At 44.3% G+C, this 20,011-nt stretch carries 16 protein-coding genes, 1 pseudogene and 1 other annotated feature; of the genes and pseudogenes, 15 read left to right on the top strand and 2 right to left on the bottom strand.

Translation table 11 applies throughout. From position 1 onward, the window contains the following. Positions 1 to 71 precede the first annotated feature (71 nt). Positions 72 to 929, top strand: coding sequence for a YitT family protein (locus tag VN447_RS21315; protein ID WP_325528117.1), 858 nt, complete (start codon positions 72 to 74; stop codon positions 927 to 929). An 88-nt stretch (positions 930 to 1,017) separates the two neighbouring features. On the opposite strand, the gene VN447_RS21310 is transcribed toward VN447_RS21315, so the two are convergent. After that, positions 1,018 to 1,770, bottom strand: a complete 753-nt coding sequence (locus VN447_RS21310; protein WP_325528115.1) for an exodeoxyribonuclease III — start codon at positions 1,768 to 1,770, stop codon at positions 1,018 to 1,020. A gap of 181 nt (positions 1,771 to 1,951) precedes the next feature. Here VN447_RS21310 and VN447_RS21305 point away from each other — a divergent pair, with 181 nt between their 5' ends. The 9 genes from VN447_RS21305 to ilvA all read left to right on the top strand — a co-directional run bounded on the left by VN447_RS21305 (position 1,952) and on the right by ilvA (position 11,725). Then, positions 1,952 to 3,397, top strand: a complete 1,446-nt coding sequence (locus VN447_RS21305) for an NAD(P)/FAD-dependent oxidoreductase (RefSeq protein ID WP_325528113.1) — start codon at positions 1,952 to 1,954, stop codon at positions 3,395 to 3,397. A gap of 78 nt (positions 3,398 to 3,475) precedes the next feature. Next, the gene (locus VN447_RS21300; protein ID WP_325528111.1) at positions 3,476 to 3,817 is read left to right on the top strand and encodes a DUF3870 domain-containing protein; all 342 of its coding nucleotides are present in this window, start codon (positions 3,476 to 3,478) and stop codon (positions 3,815 to 3,817) included. A 332-nt stretch (positions 3,818 to 4,149) separates the two neighbouring features. Next, positions 4,150 to 5,241: a dipeptide epimerase gene (locus VN447_RS21295; protein WP_325528109.1), complete on the top strand. Its 1,092-nt coding sequence runs from the start codon at positions 4,150 to 4,152 to the stop codon at positions 5,239 to 5,241. A gap of 82 nt (positions 5,242 to 5,323) precedes the next feature. Next, complete coding sequence (dcuC, locus tag VN447_RS21290) at positions 5,324 to 6,688, top strand: C4-dicarboxylate transporter DcuC (protein WP_325528107.1); 1,365 nt, start codon at positions 5,324 to 5,326, stop codon at positions 6,686 to 6,688. A 154-nt stretch (positions 6,689 to 6,842) separates the two neighbouring features. Further along, the gene (locus VN447_RS21285; protein WP_325528105.1) at positions 6,843 to 7,418 is read left to right on the top strand and encodes a chromate transporter; all 576 of its coding nucleotides are present in this window, start codon (positions 6,843 to 6,845) and stop codon (positions 7,416 to 7,418) included. Between the two features lies 1 nt (position 7,419). Further along, on the top strand, positions 7,420 to 7,992 hold the full coding sequence (locus VN447_RS21280; RefSeq protein ID WP_325528103.1) for a chromate transporter: 573 nt from the start codon (positions 7,420 to 7,422) through the stop codon (positions 7,990 to 7,992). A gap of 38 nt (positions 7,993 to 8,030) precedes the next feature. After that, entirely contained in the window at positions 8,031 to 8,942 is a 912-nt protein-coding gene (rocF, locus tag VN447_RS21275) for an arginase (protein WP_325528101.1), read from the top strand. A 157-nt stretch (positions 8,943 to 9,099) separates the two neighbouring features. Next, positions 9,100 to 10,035: a DMT family transporter gene (locus tag VN447_RS21270; RefSeq protein WP_325528099.1), complete on the top strand. Its 936-nt coding sequence runs from the start codon at positions 9,100 to 9,102 to the stop codon at positions 10,033 to 10,035. A 170-nt stretch (positions 10,036 to 10,205) separates the two neighbouring features. Next, positions 10,206 to 10,434, top strand: a binding site (T-box leader). A 46-nt stretch (positions 10,435 to 10,480) separates the two neighbouring features. Then, positions 10,481 to 11,725, top strand: a complete 1,245-nt coding sequence (ilvA, locus tag VN447_RS21265) for a threonine ammonia-lyase (protein ID WP_325528097.1) — start codon at positions 10,481 to 10,483, stop codon at positions 11,723 to 11,725. Positions 11,726 to 11,825: 100 nt separating this feature from the next. Here the strand turns inward: ilvA and caiT are convergent, their stop codons facing one another. Further along, positions 11,826 to 13,409: an L-carnitine/gamma-butyrobetaine antiporter gene (gene caiT / locus VN447_RS21260; RefSeq protein WP_325528169.1), complete on the bottom strand. Its 1,584-nt coding sequence runs from the start codon at positions 13,407 to 13,409 to the stop codon at positions 11,826 to 11,828. A 276-nt stretch (positions 13,410 to 13,685) separates the two neighbouring features. Here caiT and VN447_RS21255 point away from each other — a divergent pair, with 276 nt between their 5' ends. From VN447_RS21255 to VN447_RS21235, 5 genes and pseudogenes are all read left to right on the top strand, one after another. Then, entirely contained in the window at positions 13,686 to 15,131 is a 1,446-nt protein-coding gene (locus tag VN447_RS21255) for a sigma-54 interaction domain-containing protein (RefSeq protein ID WP_325528095.1), read from the top strand. A gap of 186 nt (positions 15,132 to 15,317) precedes the next feature. Beyond that, entirely contained in the window at positions 15,318 to 16,742 is a 1,425-nt protein-coding gene (locus VN447_RS21250) for a trimethylamine methyltransferase family protein (RefSeq protein ID WP_325528093.1), read from the top strand. Positions 16,743 to 16,766: 24 nt separating this feature from the next. Further along, positions 16,767 to 17,405, top strand: a complete 639-nt coding sequence (locus tag VN447_RS21245; RefSeq protein ID WP_325528091.1) for a corrinoid protein — start codon at positions 16,767 to 16,769, stop codon at positions 17,403 to 17,405. A 13-nt stretch (positions 17,406 to 17,418) separates the two neighbouring features. Continuing rightward, positions 17,419 to 18,225 (top strand): annotated as a pseudogene (locus tag VN447_RS21240) (methyltetrahydrofolate cobalamin methyltransferase); the annotation flags it as partial. 164 nt (positions 18,226 to 18,389) lie between these two features. Beyond that, on the top strand, positions 18,390 to 20,000 hold the full coding sequence (locus tag VN447_RS21235; protein WP_325528088.1) for a BCCT family transporter: 1,611 nt from the start codon (positions 18,390 to 18,392) through the stop codon (positions 19,998 to 20,000). The last annotated feature ends 11 nt before the right edge of the window (positions 20,001 to 20,011 follow it).

The following is a 20,011-nucleotide window of genomic DNA, read 5'->3' as shown; positions in this document are numbered from 1 at the left end:
AGGAAATGACGTCGTAGATGAAGAAAATACCTATTAACTAAGGGAAAATACGTTATTGGGAGGACTGGTATATGCCGAAAAAAAATCAGACTGTAAAGAATGTAAAAAAATATGCAATGCTTTTCTTCGGGTCAATCATAGCGGCGGTCGGTTTGGAAATTTTTCTCGTTCCTAATAATATTATAGACGGAGGAATCGTGGGACTGTCCATTATGGCAAGCCATTTGACAGGATTACCTCTTAGTCTGTTTTTGGTGTTGCTCAATTTACCGTTTTTATACCTGGGATATGTTCAAATCGGTAAAACATTTGCGATATCGACGCTTTTTTCTATCGTGTCTTTGTCCTATTGGGTATCAGTTTTTCATCCCATACCAGGCTTAACCAATGATTTATTTTTGGCAGCGGTATTCGGGGGAATTATTGTAGGTGTAGGCGTCGGTTTAATCATTCGTTATGGCGGATCGCTTGACGGGACAGAGATTGTCGCTATTTTGCTGGATAAGCGCACAAGTTTTTCAGTTGGCGAAATCATTATGTTCTTTAATCTGTTCATACTCACAAGTGCCGGGCTTGTGTTTACTTGGGATAAAGCGATGTATTCGCTGGTTGCCTATTTTATCGCCTTCAAAGTGATTGATACTGTCATTGAAGGTTTGGACGAGTCTAAGGCTGTCATGATTGTATCGGATAGACCGGACGACATAGCCGATGCACTGATGGCTCGTTTAGGCAGGGGAGTTACCGTCTTACATGGCGAGGGCGGGTATACGAAGGAACGCAAAGATGTCCTGTATTCTGTCATTACAAGGCTTGAGATGGCAAAATTAAAGTCCATAATCGACGAGATCGATGAGAGTGCATTTGTTACAATTAATGATGTTCATGAGGTAATGGGTGGCAGGTTTAAGAAGAAAGCAATCCACTAGAAAACCTGTACCACTACCGACCGCGCAAAAGGGGCAGTGCTGAAACGCTAGTTCAGCACTGCCCCTTTCTTGCTTAAGATAACGATATTCAGGATAACTCCAGGCCAATAGGACAATGATCGCTGCCCATAATGTCAGGGTAAATGAGAGCATCTTTAATAGATTCTTTTAGACGGTTTGAAACGACAAAGTAGTCAATACGCCAACCAATATTACGGGCTCTCGCGTTCATCATATAGGACCACCAGGTATAGGCATCGGTTTTTTCAGGGTATAACGACCGGAAGGTGTCGGTGAAACCGGACGTAAGCAGAGCTGTCATATTATTTCTTTCCTCATCAGTAAAGCCGGCATTCTTACGGTTCGCTTTGGGATTTTTAATGTCGATTTCTTCGTGAGCCACATTGAGATCACCGCACATAATGACAGGCTTTGCTTTATCAAGTTGTAAGAGGTAGTTTCTGAAGTCGTTTTCCCACTTGATGCGGTATTCAAGGCGCATAAGCCCACGTTGCGAATTGGGCGTATAAACATTGACTAGAAAAAACTGATCAAACTCCAGTGTGATGATACGGCCTTCCTGATCATGTTCTTCCATGTTCATGCCATAGGTAACTGCCAGAGGTTTTATTCGTGTGAAAATAGCAGTACCAGAGTAGCCTTTTTTCATTGCGCTGTTCCAGTATTCCTCATATCCATCCAAAACCAGTTCTGACTGGTCTTGCTGCATTTTAGTCTCCTGAACACAAAAGATATCGGCATCTGCACTGGTGAAGAAATCTTGAAAGCCCTTACCCAGACAGGCTCTAAGCCCATTTACATTCCATGATATCAGTTTCATGGTACCCCTCTTTCTATGCAGAGATAATACTCCGAAATGTATATTCCCTGTAGTCTGGCTGTTTTCCTTCCTTGTAGAAATATGTTAGTACAAAGGTAAAATCAGCAGGATTTTCGAATTTTTTAGATAATAAATATTAGAAAAAACAAATTACTTTGGGCGGGCGAAAGGGGGACTTAATATGTATGATATCTGTATTATTGGTGCTGGGGTCGTTGGGATGAATATTGCCAGAGAGCTGTCACGGTACAACGTGAGGGTGTGTGTGCTGGAAAGGAATGAAGATGTAAGCTGCGGCTGTTCCAAGGCCAATAGTGGGATTGTCCACGGGGGCTATTCCGATGAACCAGGCACCTTGAAGGCGGAGCTTTGTGTCAAGGGGAATCAGATGTATGAACAGTTGAATAAAGAGCTAAACTTCGGGTATAGAAAGACCGGGTCGTTAGTATTGGCTTTTCGTGATGAAGAGATCGTAACCCTTAACCAGCTGGCTGAATATGGCAGGGAAAACGGCGTTCAGGGGCTAAAGCTGATTGATGGTGATCAGGCACGGGAAATGGAACCATATTTAAGCAAAGAGGTAATAGCTGCTTTATATTGCGAGAATGCAGGGGTAACCTCCCCTTATGAATTTGTTGTAGCCTTGGCTGAGAATGCAGTTAGCAACGGTGTGGTGCTTAAGCTTGCAACTGAGGTTACCCAGATTCAAAAGCTGGACGACGATGGCTTTAAACTGACTGTCAGCAATGGTGACGAGGTATGTGCCCGCTATGTGATCAATGCGGCTGGCATCCATAGCGACAGGGTTGCCGGAATGGTTGGCATCAATGACTACCATATTATCCCGCGGCGAGGCCAGTATGTCTTGCTGGATAAGGACCAGAATTATCTGGTTCGATCAGTTGTTTTCCAGGTTCCTACCAAGCTGGGCAAGGGGATTCTGGTAACAACAACCTATCATGGCAACTTAATGATTGGTCCTAATGCCGAAGAGATTGAGGATAAGGAAGATTTGGGCACAGATGAAAAAACGCTTGAGTATATTGTCCAGACAGCCCGAAAATCAGTTCCGGACTTTAACATGCGGCGAGCGCTGAAGTCTTTTGCCGGCAATAGGCCGGTATCAAACCGTAAAGACTGGGTTATAGAGGATAGTGTTGTAAAGCAATTCATTAATTTGGTTGGCATCGATTCGCCGGGGCTGACGTCTTCGCCTGCCATTGCCTTGAAGGTAGTCGAACTTATCAGGAACGCCGGGTTATCCTTAGAGCCCAATCCAACATTCCACCCGTATCGGCAGCCAATCATCAAGGCAAAAGGGGATGCATTTGATGGCGATATTAATGCACCTGAGCCGGAGCGTCATATTATTTGCCGGTGTGAAAAAGTAACTGAAGCAGAGATTATCGATTGCCTGCAGCGGGATATCCCGGTGAAGTCGATTGCGGCAGTCAGCCGGCGGACCAGGGCCGGTATGGGCAGCTGTCAGGGGGCATTTTGCGGTTCAAGGGTCAGGCAGGTAATAGCCCGTGAACTTAATATCCCGCTTGAAGCAGTGCCGGAGCGGGGCGAGGGTTCTTCCACATTAGTCAAAAGAGCCAAACGCACTGAAATGTTGAAAATGTGAGAAGTGGCGAAAGGAAAATAATCATTTTTCGCGAATATTGTATTCATAAGATCCATTAAAGACTAGATGGAGAGCGACATGTTTGCAGAGAATACCATCTATATAGTCGGTAATGCCAAGTCACAGCAGAATAATCCGATTACTCACCGTTATGGACAGTTTTTTATTGGTTTTGTTGTGGAACGGGAATCAGGTAAGATCGTGACTTGCGGCAGCTCGGCGACAGTTCCTACTACGGCTGAATTTATCTGCAGTTTGTTTGCCGGCAGAAGTATGCGGGAAGAGTTTGAGGTCGTTAAGCAGCAGGTTGAGTCTCGGTATTTTGGTTCATCCCAAAAAGCTATTTTAGTAGCTTATAAGGATGCTCAAAAGAAGTATTTTCGCATTGTGAGCGGTTTGCCGCTTGATTTGAACGACTAAAAACACCTATAAAAGCTGCTTTGTTTACCGTACGTTTGCTAAAAAGATACGCTGACGTAGACGTAAATAAAATCCAGCATGATAGCCTTCTGTATAGGAGGTTTATTATGCTGGATTTTTTTACCGTGTAGGCATTTTTATCCGATGACCAAGCCGCTCTAAGACTCCCATCTTCTACAAGTGGGAGTTATACCCAAAGGGCACAGGCGAGCGGCTAAGTCCCTGGATAAGGTCGACTAAACTTCAGATGGGGTTAAAACCCCACCTGAAGCTAAGTCTCACTTTATGCGGTTGGACTATAGAATATAAAGCACAAGGGAGAGGTCTTACAAATGAGAATTGCCGCAATCAGAATTGGTAAAGTAAGCATTCCGTTAAAGAAACCTTTTAAGACAGCCCTACGGCAGGTGAATTCAGCTGAGGATATTATCATTAAGATGGTCGCAGATACGGGAGAGATCGGCTTTGGTAATGCTCCGCCTACAGCGGTCATCACAGGGGAGAGCCAGGATTCTATCATCGCAGCCATCCGTGACACAATTGGACCCAAATTAATCGGTATGGACGTAGACAACCTGGAAGGAATCATGACAACAATTGATTCCTCTATGCTGCACAACAGCTCAGCTAAGGCGGCGCTGGATATTGCGGTATATGATCTGTTCGGCAAACTGCACGGTATCCCGCTGTACAAATTACTGGGCGGTTATCGTGAAGTGATTACAACTGATTTGACGATTAGTGTTAACGACCCGGAAGAGATGGTACGGGACTCGCTGGAGGCAGTGGCGGCAGGTTATACAGCACTGAAGCTTAAAGTAGGCACAGATGCGGCGCTTGACATTAAGCGGGTGCAGGCCATCCGCGCTGCAGTCGGATATGATGTGCAGATTCGACTTGATGCCAATCAGGGTTGGAGCCCGAAGGAAGCTGTCCGGACTATCCGCAAATTCGAGGATATGGGACTGGATATTGAATTGATTGAGCAGCCGGTAAAGGCTCATGATTTCATAGGGCTCAAATATGTTACAGATCATGTGGAAACAGATATTATGGCAGACGAATCGGCTTTTGGTGCTTATGAGGTATTTCAACTGCTGGCCATGCAAGCTTGTGATTTAATTAATATCAAATTAATGAAAGCCGGCGGCCTGCATAATGCCATCAAAATTGCCCATTTTGCCGAGACCATGGGCATTAATTGTATGATGGGTTGTATGCTGGAAAGCAAGGTAGGAATTACGGCAGCGGCGAGCCTGGCAGCCGGCAAGAGGATTGTTACCAAATCAGATTTGGATGCGGCTGTTCTGTTGGCTGAGGACCCGGTAGTTGGCGGCGTAAGTTTCTCTAAAAACCAGCTTATTATTCCTGATGCGCCAGGTCTGGGCATTACCGACGTACAAGGCTGGCAAGAGATTAAGTAAGGCATAGGAATAAGGGGGTGCTGGTAAAGGATATATATATGTAGGCAATATTATAGAATCGCTAAAAAATGGAGGTAAAAAAGTGGGTATTATTATTTCTTTATTAGTAACTTTTTGGGTGGGTTATCTGATTGTCAAAAAGTATAAACCTCAGCCTGTTTTGTTTATGGCCGGTTTAATGCTCATGTTCGCAGCTGTAGCCCTCGGACTTGGTAAGATTCTGCCAGTGAAAGACAGCACAGGGTCAGTGCTTTTTGACGCATTCGAATTTATTAAACAGACGATGAGTTCCCGGGCTGCCGGACTTGGTCTAAATATCATGGCTGTGGGCGGGTTTGCCCGCTACATGGATCATATCGGCGCCAGTAAAGCTTTGGTTAAGCTGACAATAACACCGCTGTTAGCTCTGCGCTCCCCTTATCTGGTTATGGCAGGTGCCTGGGTGTTAGGAATGCTTTTGGGCCTATGCATCAACAGTGCGTCCGGTCTGGCTATGCTGCTCATGGTCACTGTGTTCCCGGTACTTATCAGCTTGGGTGTCAGCCGTCTGTCAGCTACTGCAGTCATTGCCACTACCCTTTGTCTTGACTGGAGCCCTAGTGACACAGGTACCATCCTGTCGGCTACTACTGCCGGGATTGATCCGGTTTTATATTGGACCAACTACCAGATTCCCATTGCTGCTGCTGTTATACCGGTAGTAGCGGTGCTCCACTACTTCACGCAAAAATGGTTTGATAAACGTGACGGGCATGTAGTTCAGGCCTCGGAATTAGCGGCAGCAGAGGCAGACGAAAATACGCCGCCAATGATTTACGCAATACTGCCGGCCCTGCCCTTAGCATTAATTTTGATTTTTAGCAGCCTGTGGATTTCATGGATTAAGATGGATATCATTAAGGCCATGTTCATTGGTGTAGCGATTGGTATGATCTTTGAATATATCCGTTACCGGGATGGTAAAAAAGTTCTTGCCGACATACAATCTTTCTTCGATGGCTTAGGTTTGCAGATGGCCAATGTTATTACGCTGATTGTCGCCGGTGAAACCTTTGCCAAAGGTCTTATGACAATCGGGACTATTGACGCCATCATCGCCTCGGCCCAGTCTTCCGGGTTTGGTGCAGCAGGCATGATTCTTGTTATGGTAGGCATCATCGCGGTTGCATCTGTTGTTATGGGTTCGGGCAATGCGCCGTTTTTTGCCTTTGCCGCGTTAACCCCGACTGTTGCCGCTAAAATGTCGGTTGCGCCGGTAGTTATGCTGCTGCCTATGCATTTTGCTGCAAGTGCTGCCCGTGCGATCTCACCGATCACTGCCGTTATCGTAGTTTCCTCAAGCATGGGTGGTGTATCGCCGTTTGACGTGGTTAAACGGACAGCGATTCCCATGGCTGGGGCCTTGATCGTGATTATAGTTGCGAATTTCTTATTATTCTACCGGTAAGGCAAAAGAGCCTCGATTATAAAGAAACGGCCTGAACCCCTTGCGATCGATAGGGCGGTTCAGGCCGTTTTTTGGTATAATTAGGTAAAGATAACTGACATACGTAATATACTTGAAGCAGAGAAGTGATGTTGTTTCTACATTGGGGGGACAGATGGTGGATAACAAGTGCCGGCTCACTGATTTGTTTATTACGTTTTCTAAGATTGGTGCTTTTTCGTTTGGTGGAGGCTATGCAATGATGCCTGTTATCGAACGCGAGGTAGTAGACCAAAAGAAGTGGATTGGTTCAGAGCACATCGCTGATATCTTTACCGTAACCGGTTGTCTTCCCGGTGCCATTGGGCTTAACGTTGCTGCCTTCATAGGGTACAAGCTGAGGGGTATTCCAGGGGCTATTGTATCGGTATGTGGCAACCTACTGCCCTCGGCCCTGATTGTATTAGCTCTGTCGATGATGCTATTGATAGTGAAAAGTAACCCGCTGTTTGAAGCTGCTTTTTCCGGCATACGGCCAACGGTAGTAGGTCTTATCCTATGTGCAGCTTTTAGGACAGGTAAAACCTCACTTCAGAGCAGGGGTGCGAAAGTCTTGTGTGTAGCGGCGAGCCTTGTTAGTGTTATGGTGTCTGACGCAACAATACCGGTCATCTTGGCAGGTGGTATCATTGGTTATGTGTCACAAGTGGCTATGAAGTGCAAGTCTGCCACGCGCAAGGAGAATTCATGACATGACTTTTCAATTATTTCAGCTTTTTTTAAAACTCTCCTTACTGTGTTTTGGTGGCGGGTATGTTATGATACCGATTATGATGGAAGCGATCGAGCGGAATCGCTGGGTATCGGCGCAAGGCATGACAGATACGATAGCAATTGCCGCTATGTCGCCAGGCCCTGTAGCTGTTAACGCAGCGGTTGGGCTTGGTTATCAGATAAATGGTTTTGCGGGGGCGGCAGCAGCCTTTTTGGGTATTTTGATACCCTGTATCTTGGTAGTTGTTCTTGCAGCAGTCTATTTTTTAAAATGCAATTCACATCCTGCTGCTCAGGGAATCCTGTATGGACTCCGAGCTGTTATTCCAGGTATTATTCTTGTTGCAGCCTTGAAGATGGCCATAGAGAATGGTATAATTTTTTCGGCTCATGGAATTGCACATGGAATAAATATTGCAATTTCGTCATGGAATTTTGAGATAAAGAGCATAATGATTATGGTATTGTCGGTAATATTGCTGATTAAGACAAAAATACCCCCGATTTTTCTTATCATTGCCTCCGGATTATGTGGTTTAGTACTATTTTAAGCAAATAAATTATCAGTAGGAAAGGGGATACCCCCTATATGAATCCAACTATTAATAACCGCGTTTCAATTATCGGCGTACCACTAGATCTTGGGGCCGATCGCAGGGGCGTCGATATGGGACCGAGTGCTATCCGCTATGCCAAGGTGCGGGAAAAACTCCAGGAGCTCGGTTATGACATTGATGACAGGGGCGATATTTTGCCTAACAGGCCTGACTCCTGCTATGTGGACGGAACCAAACTGAAGTATCTGGATGAGATTGAAAGAGTTAATACTGAGCTGTGTCATACCGTAGCTGAAGAAATGCAAAAAGGCCGGTTCCCGTTAGTGCTCGGAGGCGATCACAGTATCGCTATCGGGACAATGTCCGGCGTGCTGCAGCATAAAAAAAAGCTGGGCGTGCTCTGGTTTGATGCTCATGGCGACATTAATACTGCTGAAACCTCGCCGACAGGCAATATTCACGGTATGCCGGTGGCAGTGAGCTTTGGGCTTGGGCATGAACGGCTGACAGGGGTCGGGGGCCAGGATGTAAAACTGGACCCTCGAAATTTTGTTATGATTGGCGTACGCGACTTGGATCCTGGGGAAAAGGTGCTCTTGAAACAATTAGGTGTTACCGTGTTCACGATGCATGAGATAGATATTATGGGTCTGGGTAAGGTGATGGACGAAGCCATCAGGATTGTGTCGGCTGGCACAGATGGCGTTCACGTGAGTTTTGATATGGATGTCATGGATCCACTCTACGCGCCAGGGGTAGGCACCCCGGTGTTTGGCGGGCTAACGTATCGTGAAAGCCATTTAGCCATGGAGTTGATTTCTGCGGCTAATATTGTGACAAGCGCCGAGTTTGTCGAGGTCAATACAGTGCTGGATCATCGCAACCAGACGGCTAAAGTGGCAGTGGCCCTTATGGGGTCTTTGTTAGGAGAACGGGTGTTATAGTTAGACAACTAACGGTATATGGGGTAGATAAACAGGACAGCCGTGAGGCCGGTCCTGTTTTAATTTTGTAATCTTTGAAGGAATTTTCCACAATTATGGTAAATAGTACATGCAGTCTAGTAAGTCAGCGCACTGAATAGTAAAGGTAGGTAGGCGTATGAATCCAGAGAAACTAAAACAAATTATCGGAATTGGATATGTAAATTTGGCCACATTAGTTTGGGCTTCTAATATGGTATTTGGGCGTTTGTTGAAAGATTTTATTGGGCCGATTACGATTTCCAGTGCCAGATTTTTTATCGCGTCGCTCATTTTTGCCATAATACTCCGGCGGCAACCGCCGGCAGAACGGCAGATTGGCAAGGACTGTTGGCTGCTGGCAGCGATGGCCTTAACAGGCATCGTTCTTTTTTCGCCGATCCTGTATTGGGGACTCCACTACACGACAGCAGTCAATAGTACCATTATTAATGGCTTAGCACCGCTGTTGACCGGCCTATTTGCGACTTGGTTTATCAAAGAGCCTATGTCCAAACGGCAAATCTGCGGTGCCATACTTGCGTTGATTGGCGTATTATATTTGATTTCAGGTGGGGCCTTATCCTTTTGGAAAACCGCTCAGTTTAATAGGGGAGACCTCATCATCCTGATTGCGGTCGCCATCTGGGGCCTGTATTCTGTTATAAGCAGCAGGGTTATGCGGTATCGTTCCTCGATATCTGCTACGGCCTTTTCGACGTTTATCGGTCTTCCGGTTTTATGCCTTTTTGCTGTAGGGGAATTGCAACAGATTCCAGTCATTCTTGATGCCAGATTGATTCTAATCACTATTTATTTAGGCATTGTTCCTGCTGCGATCGGGTTTTACGCCTGGAATGCAGGTGTTGCCCGGCTTGGCCCGAGCGGCGCGATGGTTTTTTATAATACACTGCCCCTGTACGGGGCATTACTCGGTTCTTTATTCTTAGATGAACCAATCGGAACCCCCCACATCATCGGGGGCTTACTTATTATCAGTGGCGGTATCTGGGCAGCGCGTAAACAACCGGCTGCTCGTAATCAAAATTTGGTCGAGGAAGGTAATAAGATCTAGGTGTAGTTTTCCTGTTTGGAGAGGCCGGAATGTGTAAACATAGCTACAAACTGAACAATCAATATGCGATTTTAGCTAGTTTTTGCAATAAATGAACACGTGACGCATTAATTTATAAACAATTGACATCTGGATATAAACAGTGGTACAATGTATACAAAATATAAAGAATAATAGTAATGATGGAGATAGTAGTCTGGATGTATGTTTGCAGAGAGTCGACACATGGTGAAAGTCGATAACAGGCACCTGGAAGAAAATCACTCCAGAACTGCATTTCTGAAATTGAAGTAAGAAATGCCGGGTTAGCCACGTTACTCGGCTTAGGTTTGATTGAACCGAAGAGTGGCATTATTATGCAAATAAGGTGGTAACGCGGGTATTTAGCTCGTCCTTGATTAAAAATCAAGGACGAGTTTTTATTTTTATCTATTAGGAGGAACGTATGTCAGAATCGAAAAAAGGTGTCTACAAGCTTCCGAATTCTTCGATATCGATTGATGATGTTTATTTTGCTGAACAGCAACTGCGCCCTGTTTTACAGAAGACAGAGTTGATTGCAAGCCCTATTTTTAGTAATGAGTCGGGAAATCAAGTGTTTATCAAGCCGGAAAACCTGCAAGTAACAGGTGCGTTTAAAATCCGCGGGGCCTATTATAAGATTAGCAAGCTCAGTGATATAGAGAAGGGAAGAGGGGTTGTTGCCTCTTCAGCCGGTAATCATGCTCAGGGAATCGGCTATGCGTCTAAGCTGCTTGGTGCCAAGTCCACCCTGGTCATGCCGGCCACTACGCCGATCATAAAGGTCGAAGCCACCAGAAACTATGGCGCTCATGTTGTTTTGCACGGCGATAACTACGATGACGCCTATAAGAAGGCAAGAGAACTGGAAGAAGAAAACGATTATGTGTTCATCCATCCCTTTGATGATCTGGATGTAATCGTTGGTCAGGGCACACTGGCTTTGGAAATTCTTAAGGAGTTTAATGATGTTGATGAAATATTGGTCCCCGTTGGCGGCGGCGGTCTAATCAGCGGATTGGCGTTTGCTGCAAAGATGTTAAAACCAAGCATAAAAATAATTGGGGTGGAGCCTGAGGGCGCATCCTGCATGAAACAGTCGCTGGAAAAGAACCGGATCAGCACACTGGAAAAGGTAGATACCATGGCAGATGGCGCTGCTGTCAAAAAACCAGGTACCTTAACTTTTGAATTCATCAAACAGTTTGTGGACGATATAGTCACAGTTTCAGATTTTGATATCATTGATGCAATATTACTCTTGATGGAAAAACATAAGATGGTCGCTGAGGGTGCAGGGGTGCTGTCACTGGCTGGGCTCAAAAAACTGCAGGCAAAAGACAAGAACATAGTATGTCTGCTTAGTGGCGGCAATATTGATATATCCACCATTTCGGCGATCATAAACAGAGCGCTGGTCGCCAGAGGCAGGTTGTTCTGCTTTACTGTAACTCTGCCAGATAAGCCCGGCGAACTACTGCGTGTTGCTCAAATTCTGGCAGACGTGCATGCCAATGTCATTAAGCTAGACCATAATCACTCCAAGGTCATGGATCGGTTCAAGCAGGCCCAACTGGAGGTCACTGTGGAGACAAATGGACATAGTCATGTTCAGGAAATAGAAACAGCCTTCAAAAAGAAGGGGATGGAAATCAGTAAGGTTTATTAGGAGTAGCGTGCACATTATATGAATAGGTTTATGAAAAATAGGGACTGCCTCAATTGTTGAGGCAGTCCCTATTAGTGATAAGCGGTTGATATGCTAGTAACTATGCCTGAATTTTATTATCCGGAGTAGAGTACTGGGTAGTTTGTGATGATAGCTTTTCCTCACCAGTCGTTCCCCAATGCTTGCGCATATCTTTCATAAAGGAAATCAAAACACACACAGATATAAGGAATATCGGAATGGAACCAACAATGGTCATTGTTTGGGATGGTCTTATACCGCCGATATAAACCAGGGCAATGGCAATTGCTCCTAATACGAGTGACCAGAATATCCGGATCCATTGCGGCGGCTCTTCTTCACCTGATAGCTCCTTAGTAGTAACCATAGCTAACGTGTAGGTAGCGCCATTGAGAAGGGTCTGCATAGCAATATAGGCATAGATGAGTAAAATAAAAGTCATAATCCCGCCTAAAGGGAGCTGAGACCAAATCTCGACAATTGCGGCACCTTGACCGCTTTTAGTCATAATATCAGCAATCGGAACAGTGCCTTGTTCATAAACGTACATGGAGAAGTTCTGGAAAACGGCAAAGAATAACCAACTGCCGGCGGTAGACGCAAGAAGCGAGCCGATCGCGTATTCGCGGACTGTTCTTCCTCTGGAAATTCGGCCTAAGAAGATGCCGGCCTGCAGGACAAGAGCGACATACCAAGCCCAGTAGAAGATAGTCCAGTCTTGCGGTACACCTGATTTAAAGTTTGGATCAGTATATAAACTCATCCGTACAAAGTTTTGCAGTAAATGACCCAAAGTATCTGTAGCGGTATTCAAAATGTAGGAGGTGGGCCCAAAAAGAAGAATAACAGCCAGTAGACCGAAGCCGAAGTATATCCGGAAATCGCTAAGTAGGCGAACACCCTTATTAAGGCCGGTATACAGTAGCATAGCCATAAAAATTGACCAGGATAAGATAATAGCTGCGTCCAACTCCAACGTGTGGACTGAACCGAATACCTTGGATACTAAAGCAAATACAGTAGGAACGTTAACACCAATACAGGTCGTGACTCCGCCAACAAACCCAATAACAAACAGGGCATCAATCAATCTGCCAAGCCAGCCATCTGTTAAATTTTTACCGAAAAGACATTCACAGGCGCTACTGGGTCTAACCACGTCTCTTTTCTTAACAAAGAATAAGTAGGCGAAAGCCAGTCCAAACACAGTGTTCATAGCCCATACCGTAAAGCCCCAGTGGAACATCGGGTAAGCCAAAGCCCATGGATGTGACTCGGGTGAAAAGGGCTTAATTCCAAACGGAGGTGTTTGTAGGTAATAGAAAAACTCAATGGATGTCCAGGTTAACACTCCTAAACCGGCAACCGCAGTAAAAATCATTCCTAGCCAAGAAATTGTGCTAAATTCAGGCTTTTCATCCCCTAACCTTTTATGGGCATAAGGGCCAAAAATAAAGTAGAGACAAAAGACAAACATGACCATTATATACCATTCAAATGCCCAAGCCATATTAACTGTTACAAAAGTATAGGCGTTTTTGAGGCCCGCGGCGGCACTTTTTGCATCTTTAAAAACCCAGAGGCAAAAGACTGCAGCAAAGATAAGTGGTGGAAAAAAGACCCATGGTTCAATTTTTTTATTATTTTGGTTAGTGGCGCTAATTTTAATCTCCCCCTTAAAGAAATTTACGGGTCAGGCCTGTCAGCACTTGTACAACCAGTGTATGTTTCCTTATTCCTCCTTAATAAGGATTCAAGCAATATATAATGCAATTTCTATACCAAATCAATCGGTCAATGTAAATGATTAAAAGAATTGACATTATTCAAAATATATAGGAATTTAATGAATTTTGTCGAACAATAGTAATTATTAACATTATAGCTGTCGAGATTTAGTACAATATTTATTTTGAGCTAGCGAAGGAGAGATATAGCTTTGGCTGGAATTGAAAGTATCTTAAACTACGCTTCCATTGATGAAAATAATCTAAGTCTGGAAGACTTGAAAAAAATATTGGACAATTCGTTTGATGAAATTAGTGTGGTAAACACCAAAGGGATTATCATCTATGTTAATGAGGCCGGTGCGCGAAACTATGGTCTTACAGCGGCAGAAATGATTGGCAAAACGATTTATCATTTAGTTAATGAGGGATATTATTCGCCGATTATTGCACCGATGGTTTTTAAAGAGAAACAAAGGGTTACTGTTGAGCAACAAACGGTACTGGGGAAAAAGCTTGTTGTCACAACTACGCCAGTGCTTAATTCTGCTGGCGAAATTGAGTTTATCGTCTTCAACAGCCGTGATATAACCCAACTGGAGGAACTGAAATATAATTTGGAAGAAACCAAACAGCTAGTAGCAAAGCATAACCAAGAGGTTAAGGAACTAAGGCCAAGTGAAGCATGTTTCGAAGGTTATATTGTTCAAAGCAGTCAAATGAAGGCCTGTTTGGCAATGGCTCAAAGGATTGCCGCAGTCGATTCGACAGTGCTAATTCTTGGCGAATCAGGGACAGGAAAAAATGTTATGGCTAAATATATTCATAACAGAAGTAGACGTAAAGAAAAATCATTTATAAACATCAATTGTGCTGCAATTCCTGAACAACTACTTGAGTCAGAGTTGTTTGGCTATTGTCGCGGTGCCTTTACAGGTGCGGAGAAGTCAGGCAAGGTTGGTTTAATTGAATTAGCCGATAAGGGAACATTATTTTTGGATGAGATTGGTGAGGTTCCTTTGAGACTACAAGCCAAATTGCTAGAGGTAATTCAGGATAATAAGTTCATACCGGTGGGCGGGCGGGAACACAAAAAGGTGGATATCCGGATTATCGCGGCTACCAATCGCGATCTTGCGCAACTAGTTAAAGATGGCCAATTCCGTGAAGACCTCTATTATCGGCTAAATGTAATTGAACTTAATCTACCGCCATTAAGAGACCGCCCAGATGATGTTACTCCCTTGATTTGTTATTTTTTGGATAAAATTGATGCTAAGTATAAGGTGTTTCACCGGTTTGATGATTCGTGTTTTGAGCTATTAACTCAATATCGTTGGCCTGGCAATGTGCGTGAAGTTGAACATTTGGTTGAGCGCCTGGCGGTTACTGTGGCTGAAACAACAATTCGGCCAGAGCATCTTCCTAAATACATTCTGCAAAAGCAACCTGCTAACATAAGTAATGTATCTAATTTAGAAAGTACAGACTTGTTTAGAGGCGTTTCGCTCAAAGAGACGGAAAAAGAATTGGTCATTCAGCTATACAAACGGTTTCGAAGTTCCTACCGGGTGGCTAGCGAGTTAAATATTAGTCAAAGCAAGGCAAGCCGTCTCATCCGAAAATACTATTCTGAAGAGGAATCAGATTTAATATGACTTTAAAACCAAGTCTAAAAGACTTGGTTTTTGACTTAATTAAGGCAAAGTCGATAATTGACTTATTCAAGCGCGTTGTAAATATTTATTCCCAACAACAAAGTATGGTCTTATTTGCATTTGGCACAAGAATTGCAACTGTTGATCTATAGGAAAACAATATACGAATTAATGGAGGTGTTTATATTGGCGCTAAAAAGTTGGCTGGAGGTAGTTTCGAAGGAGGATTTCCAGCGAATTCATGATGCCTCACTCAAAATACTGAGAGAGACAGGGATTGTTTTTCATAGTGACGAAGCAGTTGAGGTTTTTAAAAAGCATGGTGCGACCGTTAACGGTAAAACTGTGTACATTACGCCGGAATTAGTAGATGCTGCATTAAAGACATGCCCGCGCACTTTTACATGGCAAGGCAGAAATGAACAACGCTCAGTTACTGTGGGAGAAGGTATCTTGGTTCAGCCTAATGTTGGGCCGGTATATATTGAAGACATGGATAACGGGCGCCGTTTGGCAACAATCGAGGATTACGCCAATATCATGAAACTTTGCCAGGCTAGTCCGGTTGTTGATCTAAATGGCAGCATTCCGGTAGACCCCAGTGATGTTGCAGCAAGCCAAAAATATATTCAAATGATGTATCAGATGCTTAAAAATACGGATAAGCCGATTATTGGCATGTGCGTAGATGGGGTACAGGTTCGGCAAACGCTGGAGATGGTTGAAATGGCGATCGGTCCAAAAGGCTGCTTGCGGGAAAAACACTATGTAGGAGTATTAGTCAACTCATTGAGTCCGCTTGCCTACGCACCAGAGACAATAGAAACCATTATTGAGTACGCTAAACAAAATCAGGTAATTTTACTGGCACCGTGCATTATGGCTGGAGTATCTGGACCCATCAGCCTTTTAGGTACAGCAGTGTTGCAAAATGTAGAGATATTGGCAGGATTGGTACTGGCCCAACTTGTTAACCCAGGAACGCCGGTGGTCTATGCTACAGCCTCAACAGTAGGCTACATGAAAGCGGCTAGTTATGCAGCTGGATCGCCGGAAGCCATGTTAATTAATACTCCTAATATCCAGATGGGGCGGGATTTTTATCATTTACCCACGCGGACTATGTGCGGTATCAATCATTCCAAAGTATTGGACTGTCAAGCAGGCTATGAGACAATGCAAAGTTTGATGATGGGTATGATGAGTGGTGCCAATATTTTTGTCCAATGTATGGGTGTACTGGATGCGATTATGGTAACATCCTATGAAAAATTCGTTATTGATGAAGAATTGGTAGCCAGAGTAAAGCGGATTGCCAAAGGAATTGATACTTCTGACACAGCATTGGCGGTGGAGGCTATTCAGGAAGTAGGGCATACGGGGACTTATCTGACTCATACAAGCACCTTTGAGCATTTTAGAGATCTTTGGACTCCGACAATCGCTGATTGGGAGTCATATGTTGATTGGAAATCGGCAGGTGAGCAAGACGTCGTGACGCGAGCCAATAAGAAGTTTAAGCAAATTCTACAAAATGCACCAGAGTCTTTGCTTGCTCCGGAAGCTGATAAAGATATACGGCAATACATGCAAAAGATTCTAAACAATTAAGCAACAAGAAGGAGTTTGAATAATATGAGTGAACTTAATAAACTAGCAGAAGCGGTATTTCGCGGAGATTTTGCCGGTGTGAAGGTGATTACTCAGCAACTGATTGATGCAGGGACAGCGCCGCTTGCGATTGTCAATGATGGTTTGTTAGCTGGTATGGCGATTGTTGCTCCTAAGTTTAAAGCCGGCGAGATGTTTATTCCAGAGGTAATGATGTCGGCTAGATCATTGGCCGAGGGCATGAAGTTAGTTAAACCGTTCTTGTCAGATGCTGAATCAGCCAATATGGCTACTTTTGTCATGGGAACGGTAAAAGGCGATCTACACGATATTGGCAAAAATTTAGTAGTCATGTTGCTCGAAAGTGGCGGTTTTAATGTGGTTGATTTGGGCGTTGATGTATCAGCTGAAGCATTTGTTGAGGCAATTAAAGAGCATAAACCAGCTATTGTTGGCATGTGCGCTCTGCTGACTACTACTATGATGGTAATGCAGGATACCATCAATGCCATTAAGAAAGCTGGCCTTAGAGAGCAAGTCAAGATATTAGTCGGAGGAGCGCCCCTTTATCCGGAATTTGCTGAGAAGATTGGTGCCGATGGCTATTGCGTAGATGCAGTAGCTTGTAAAGAAATGGCAACCGCAATCGTTTCTAAATTGTAAAAACCGGAGGGGACTTACTATGCTTATTGTAGGTGAATTAATCAATACTAGCCGCAAGGCGATTAGTGAAGCGGTTGACAATAAAGATGCCCAATATATCCAAAAGGTTGCTTTGGAGCAATTGAATGCTGGGGCCGATTATATCGATGTGAACTGTGGCAATAAAGTTTTTAATGAAGTTGAAAATATGGAATGGCTTGTGAATACCATTCAAGAAGTGGTAAAGGCGCCATTATGTATTGATAGTCCCAATCCCCTGGCTCTTGAGGCTGGGCTGAGATTGGCCAAATTCGGGAAGCCAATGATTAACTCTATTACAGATGAAGGGCCGCGTTTTGATGCGGTATTGCCGCTGGTGCTAGAGTACCGAGCCAAAGTAGTGGCGCTTTGTATGGATGACAGGGGTATGCCAGAAACCGCTGCTGATCGTATGCGGGTCACGGATAGTTTGTACAAGAAATTAACTGCAGCCGGAGTCGAAGATGACGATATCTACTTTGATCCGTTGGTAAAGCCGGTAAGCAGTGTGGGGACAGCCGGTATAGAGGTTCTGGAAACCATTAGACTGATTAAGGAGCAGTACCCTAAAACCCAGTTTATGTGCGGACTTAGCAATATTTCCTACGGCCTGCCTGAACGGAAAGTGTTAAACCGACTGTTTGTAGCGCAGACCATGGCGGTAGGAATGGATGGTTATATTTTAAATCCGACAGATAAATCGATGATGGGGGTTGTTCATGCCGGTAAGGCGTTGCTGGGACAGGATGATTATTGTATGGGATTCCTATCAGCCTATCGCCAGGGTTTATATGGAGAATAAGGTTTTCGCATAGGGGCGAACCTCAAAATCAGGAGTTCGGTTGGGTGAAAGTAAGGATACTTTCATCCAACCGCCTATTTTTGCTCTAAATTCTAAGTAACATATAAAGGCGTTAGGCGGGTTTGATGTGAGGCAAGATGACGTAAAGCGAGGGGGGGGATTACGTGGATGAATTGACTCAATGCAGGGAGAGAATAGCCAAAATCGACCCTCCGGTATTTTGGGGTGGTTTTATTGTCTGCCTGCTGTTTTACGGTCCTTTAGTTGTGTTTCAACAGTCGGCCCAAGGTTTCATTGATAACGCCATGTATACCATTACGTATCACACTGACTGGCTATGGGAATCTACCGTGTTCGCTTCATTTATTTTTGTTATGTGGTTAGCTTTAGGGCCTTATGGCAGGGTGAAACTAGGCGGAACTGAGGACAAACCTGAATTTACCACAAGTACTTGGATTGCTATGATGTTTTGCGGAGGTTCGGGGGCTGGTCTTGTTTATTGGGCCTGCATTGAACCGATTTACTATCTCCAAAATCCCCCTTTTTGGGCTGAAAAGTTTTCGCCTCAGGCCGCCCAATGGGCGCTGGCATATGGGATATTTCACTGGGGTTTTAGTGCATGGGCTACCTTTGCCGTCCCGGCAGTGGCATTTTCCTACATCTTGTATGTTAGAAAAAAGCCTTATCTATATCCAAGCTACGCCTGCCGTGAGGTTTTGGGCAAATTGGCGCAAGGTTGGTCGGGGAAGTTTATTGATGTTGTGGTGGTAATCAGTATGGTCGGAGGGGTTGCTACCTCGTTAGGTTTCATAATACCCATGATATCGCGGCTCACTGCTGACTATTTTGGAATGCAGGACACAATTGGCCTTAAACTCCTTGTAGCTGTGATGTTTTTTGTGGTATACGGCTATAGCACCTATCAAGGGTTGTACTCTGGAATTGCTAAGTTATCAGACTGGAATATGTATCTAATATTCATCCTGCTTGCGTTTGTATTGTTTTCCGGTCCTACTTCCTGGATGCTATCATACTTTTTTGATAATGTAGGAGTTTTGCTGCAAAATTTTGTACGGATGAGTTTATATACTGATCCAATCACGAAATCAGGTTTTCCACAAGATTGGACTGTTTTTTACTGGGCCTGGTGGTGTGCTTGGGCTATATTTGTTGGGCTATTTGCTACCCGAATATCAAGAGGACGTACAATTAGGGAATTAATATTTAATATGGTGTTTTCCGCCCCAGCAGGCAGCGCCCTGTTTTACCTTACTTTTGGCAGCTATAATGTTGATTTGATGTTAAATAAAGGAATTGGGTTAGCAACCTTGTTAAAGGTCTCTGGCGGCCCGGGCGTAGTATCAGCTATGCTTGAGACACTTCCACTAAATTGGGTAATTACCCCTTTTTTTATTATAGTCATGGTAATTTCTCAGGCTACTGGTGTAGATGCTAATGCCTATACAATTGCGAGCATGAGTTGTATTGAAATTCGTCAGGGAATGGAACCTCCCAGGTGGTCACGGATTTTTTGGGCGGTTGTGATATTATTTGCCACCGTAGCTTTGCTATTGGTAGGTGGTTTGAAAGTTGTACAGTTATCGTCGGTATTAACTGGTGTGCCTGTGCTTTTCCTAACGATAGTACTGGCTATATCACTTGTAAAATGGCTTAATGAGGACTTTGGCAGTCTAGTTAAGCCTTTGGTAACTGATAAATATAGCGGTGATGTTGATACGATCAATAATCACGAGACTGATCGGGCGGGGACTTAGTGGGATGTCTT

Origin of the sequence: Sporomusa sp., from assembly GCF_035561155.1 — a bacterium.
Lineage (GTDB): Bacteria > Bacillota > Negativicutes > Sporomusales > Sporomusaceae > Sporomusa.
The sequence above is the reverse complement of the archived record's forward strand: the minus strand, read 5'-3'. Positions and strand labels throughout refer to the sequence as shown.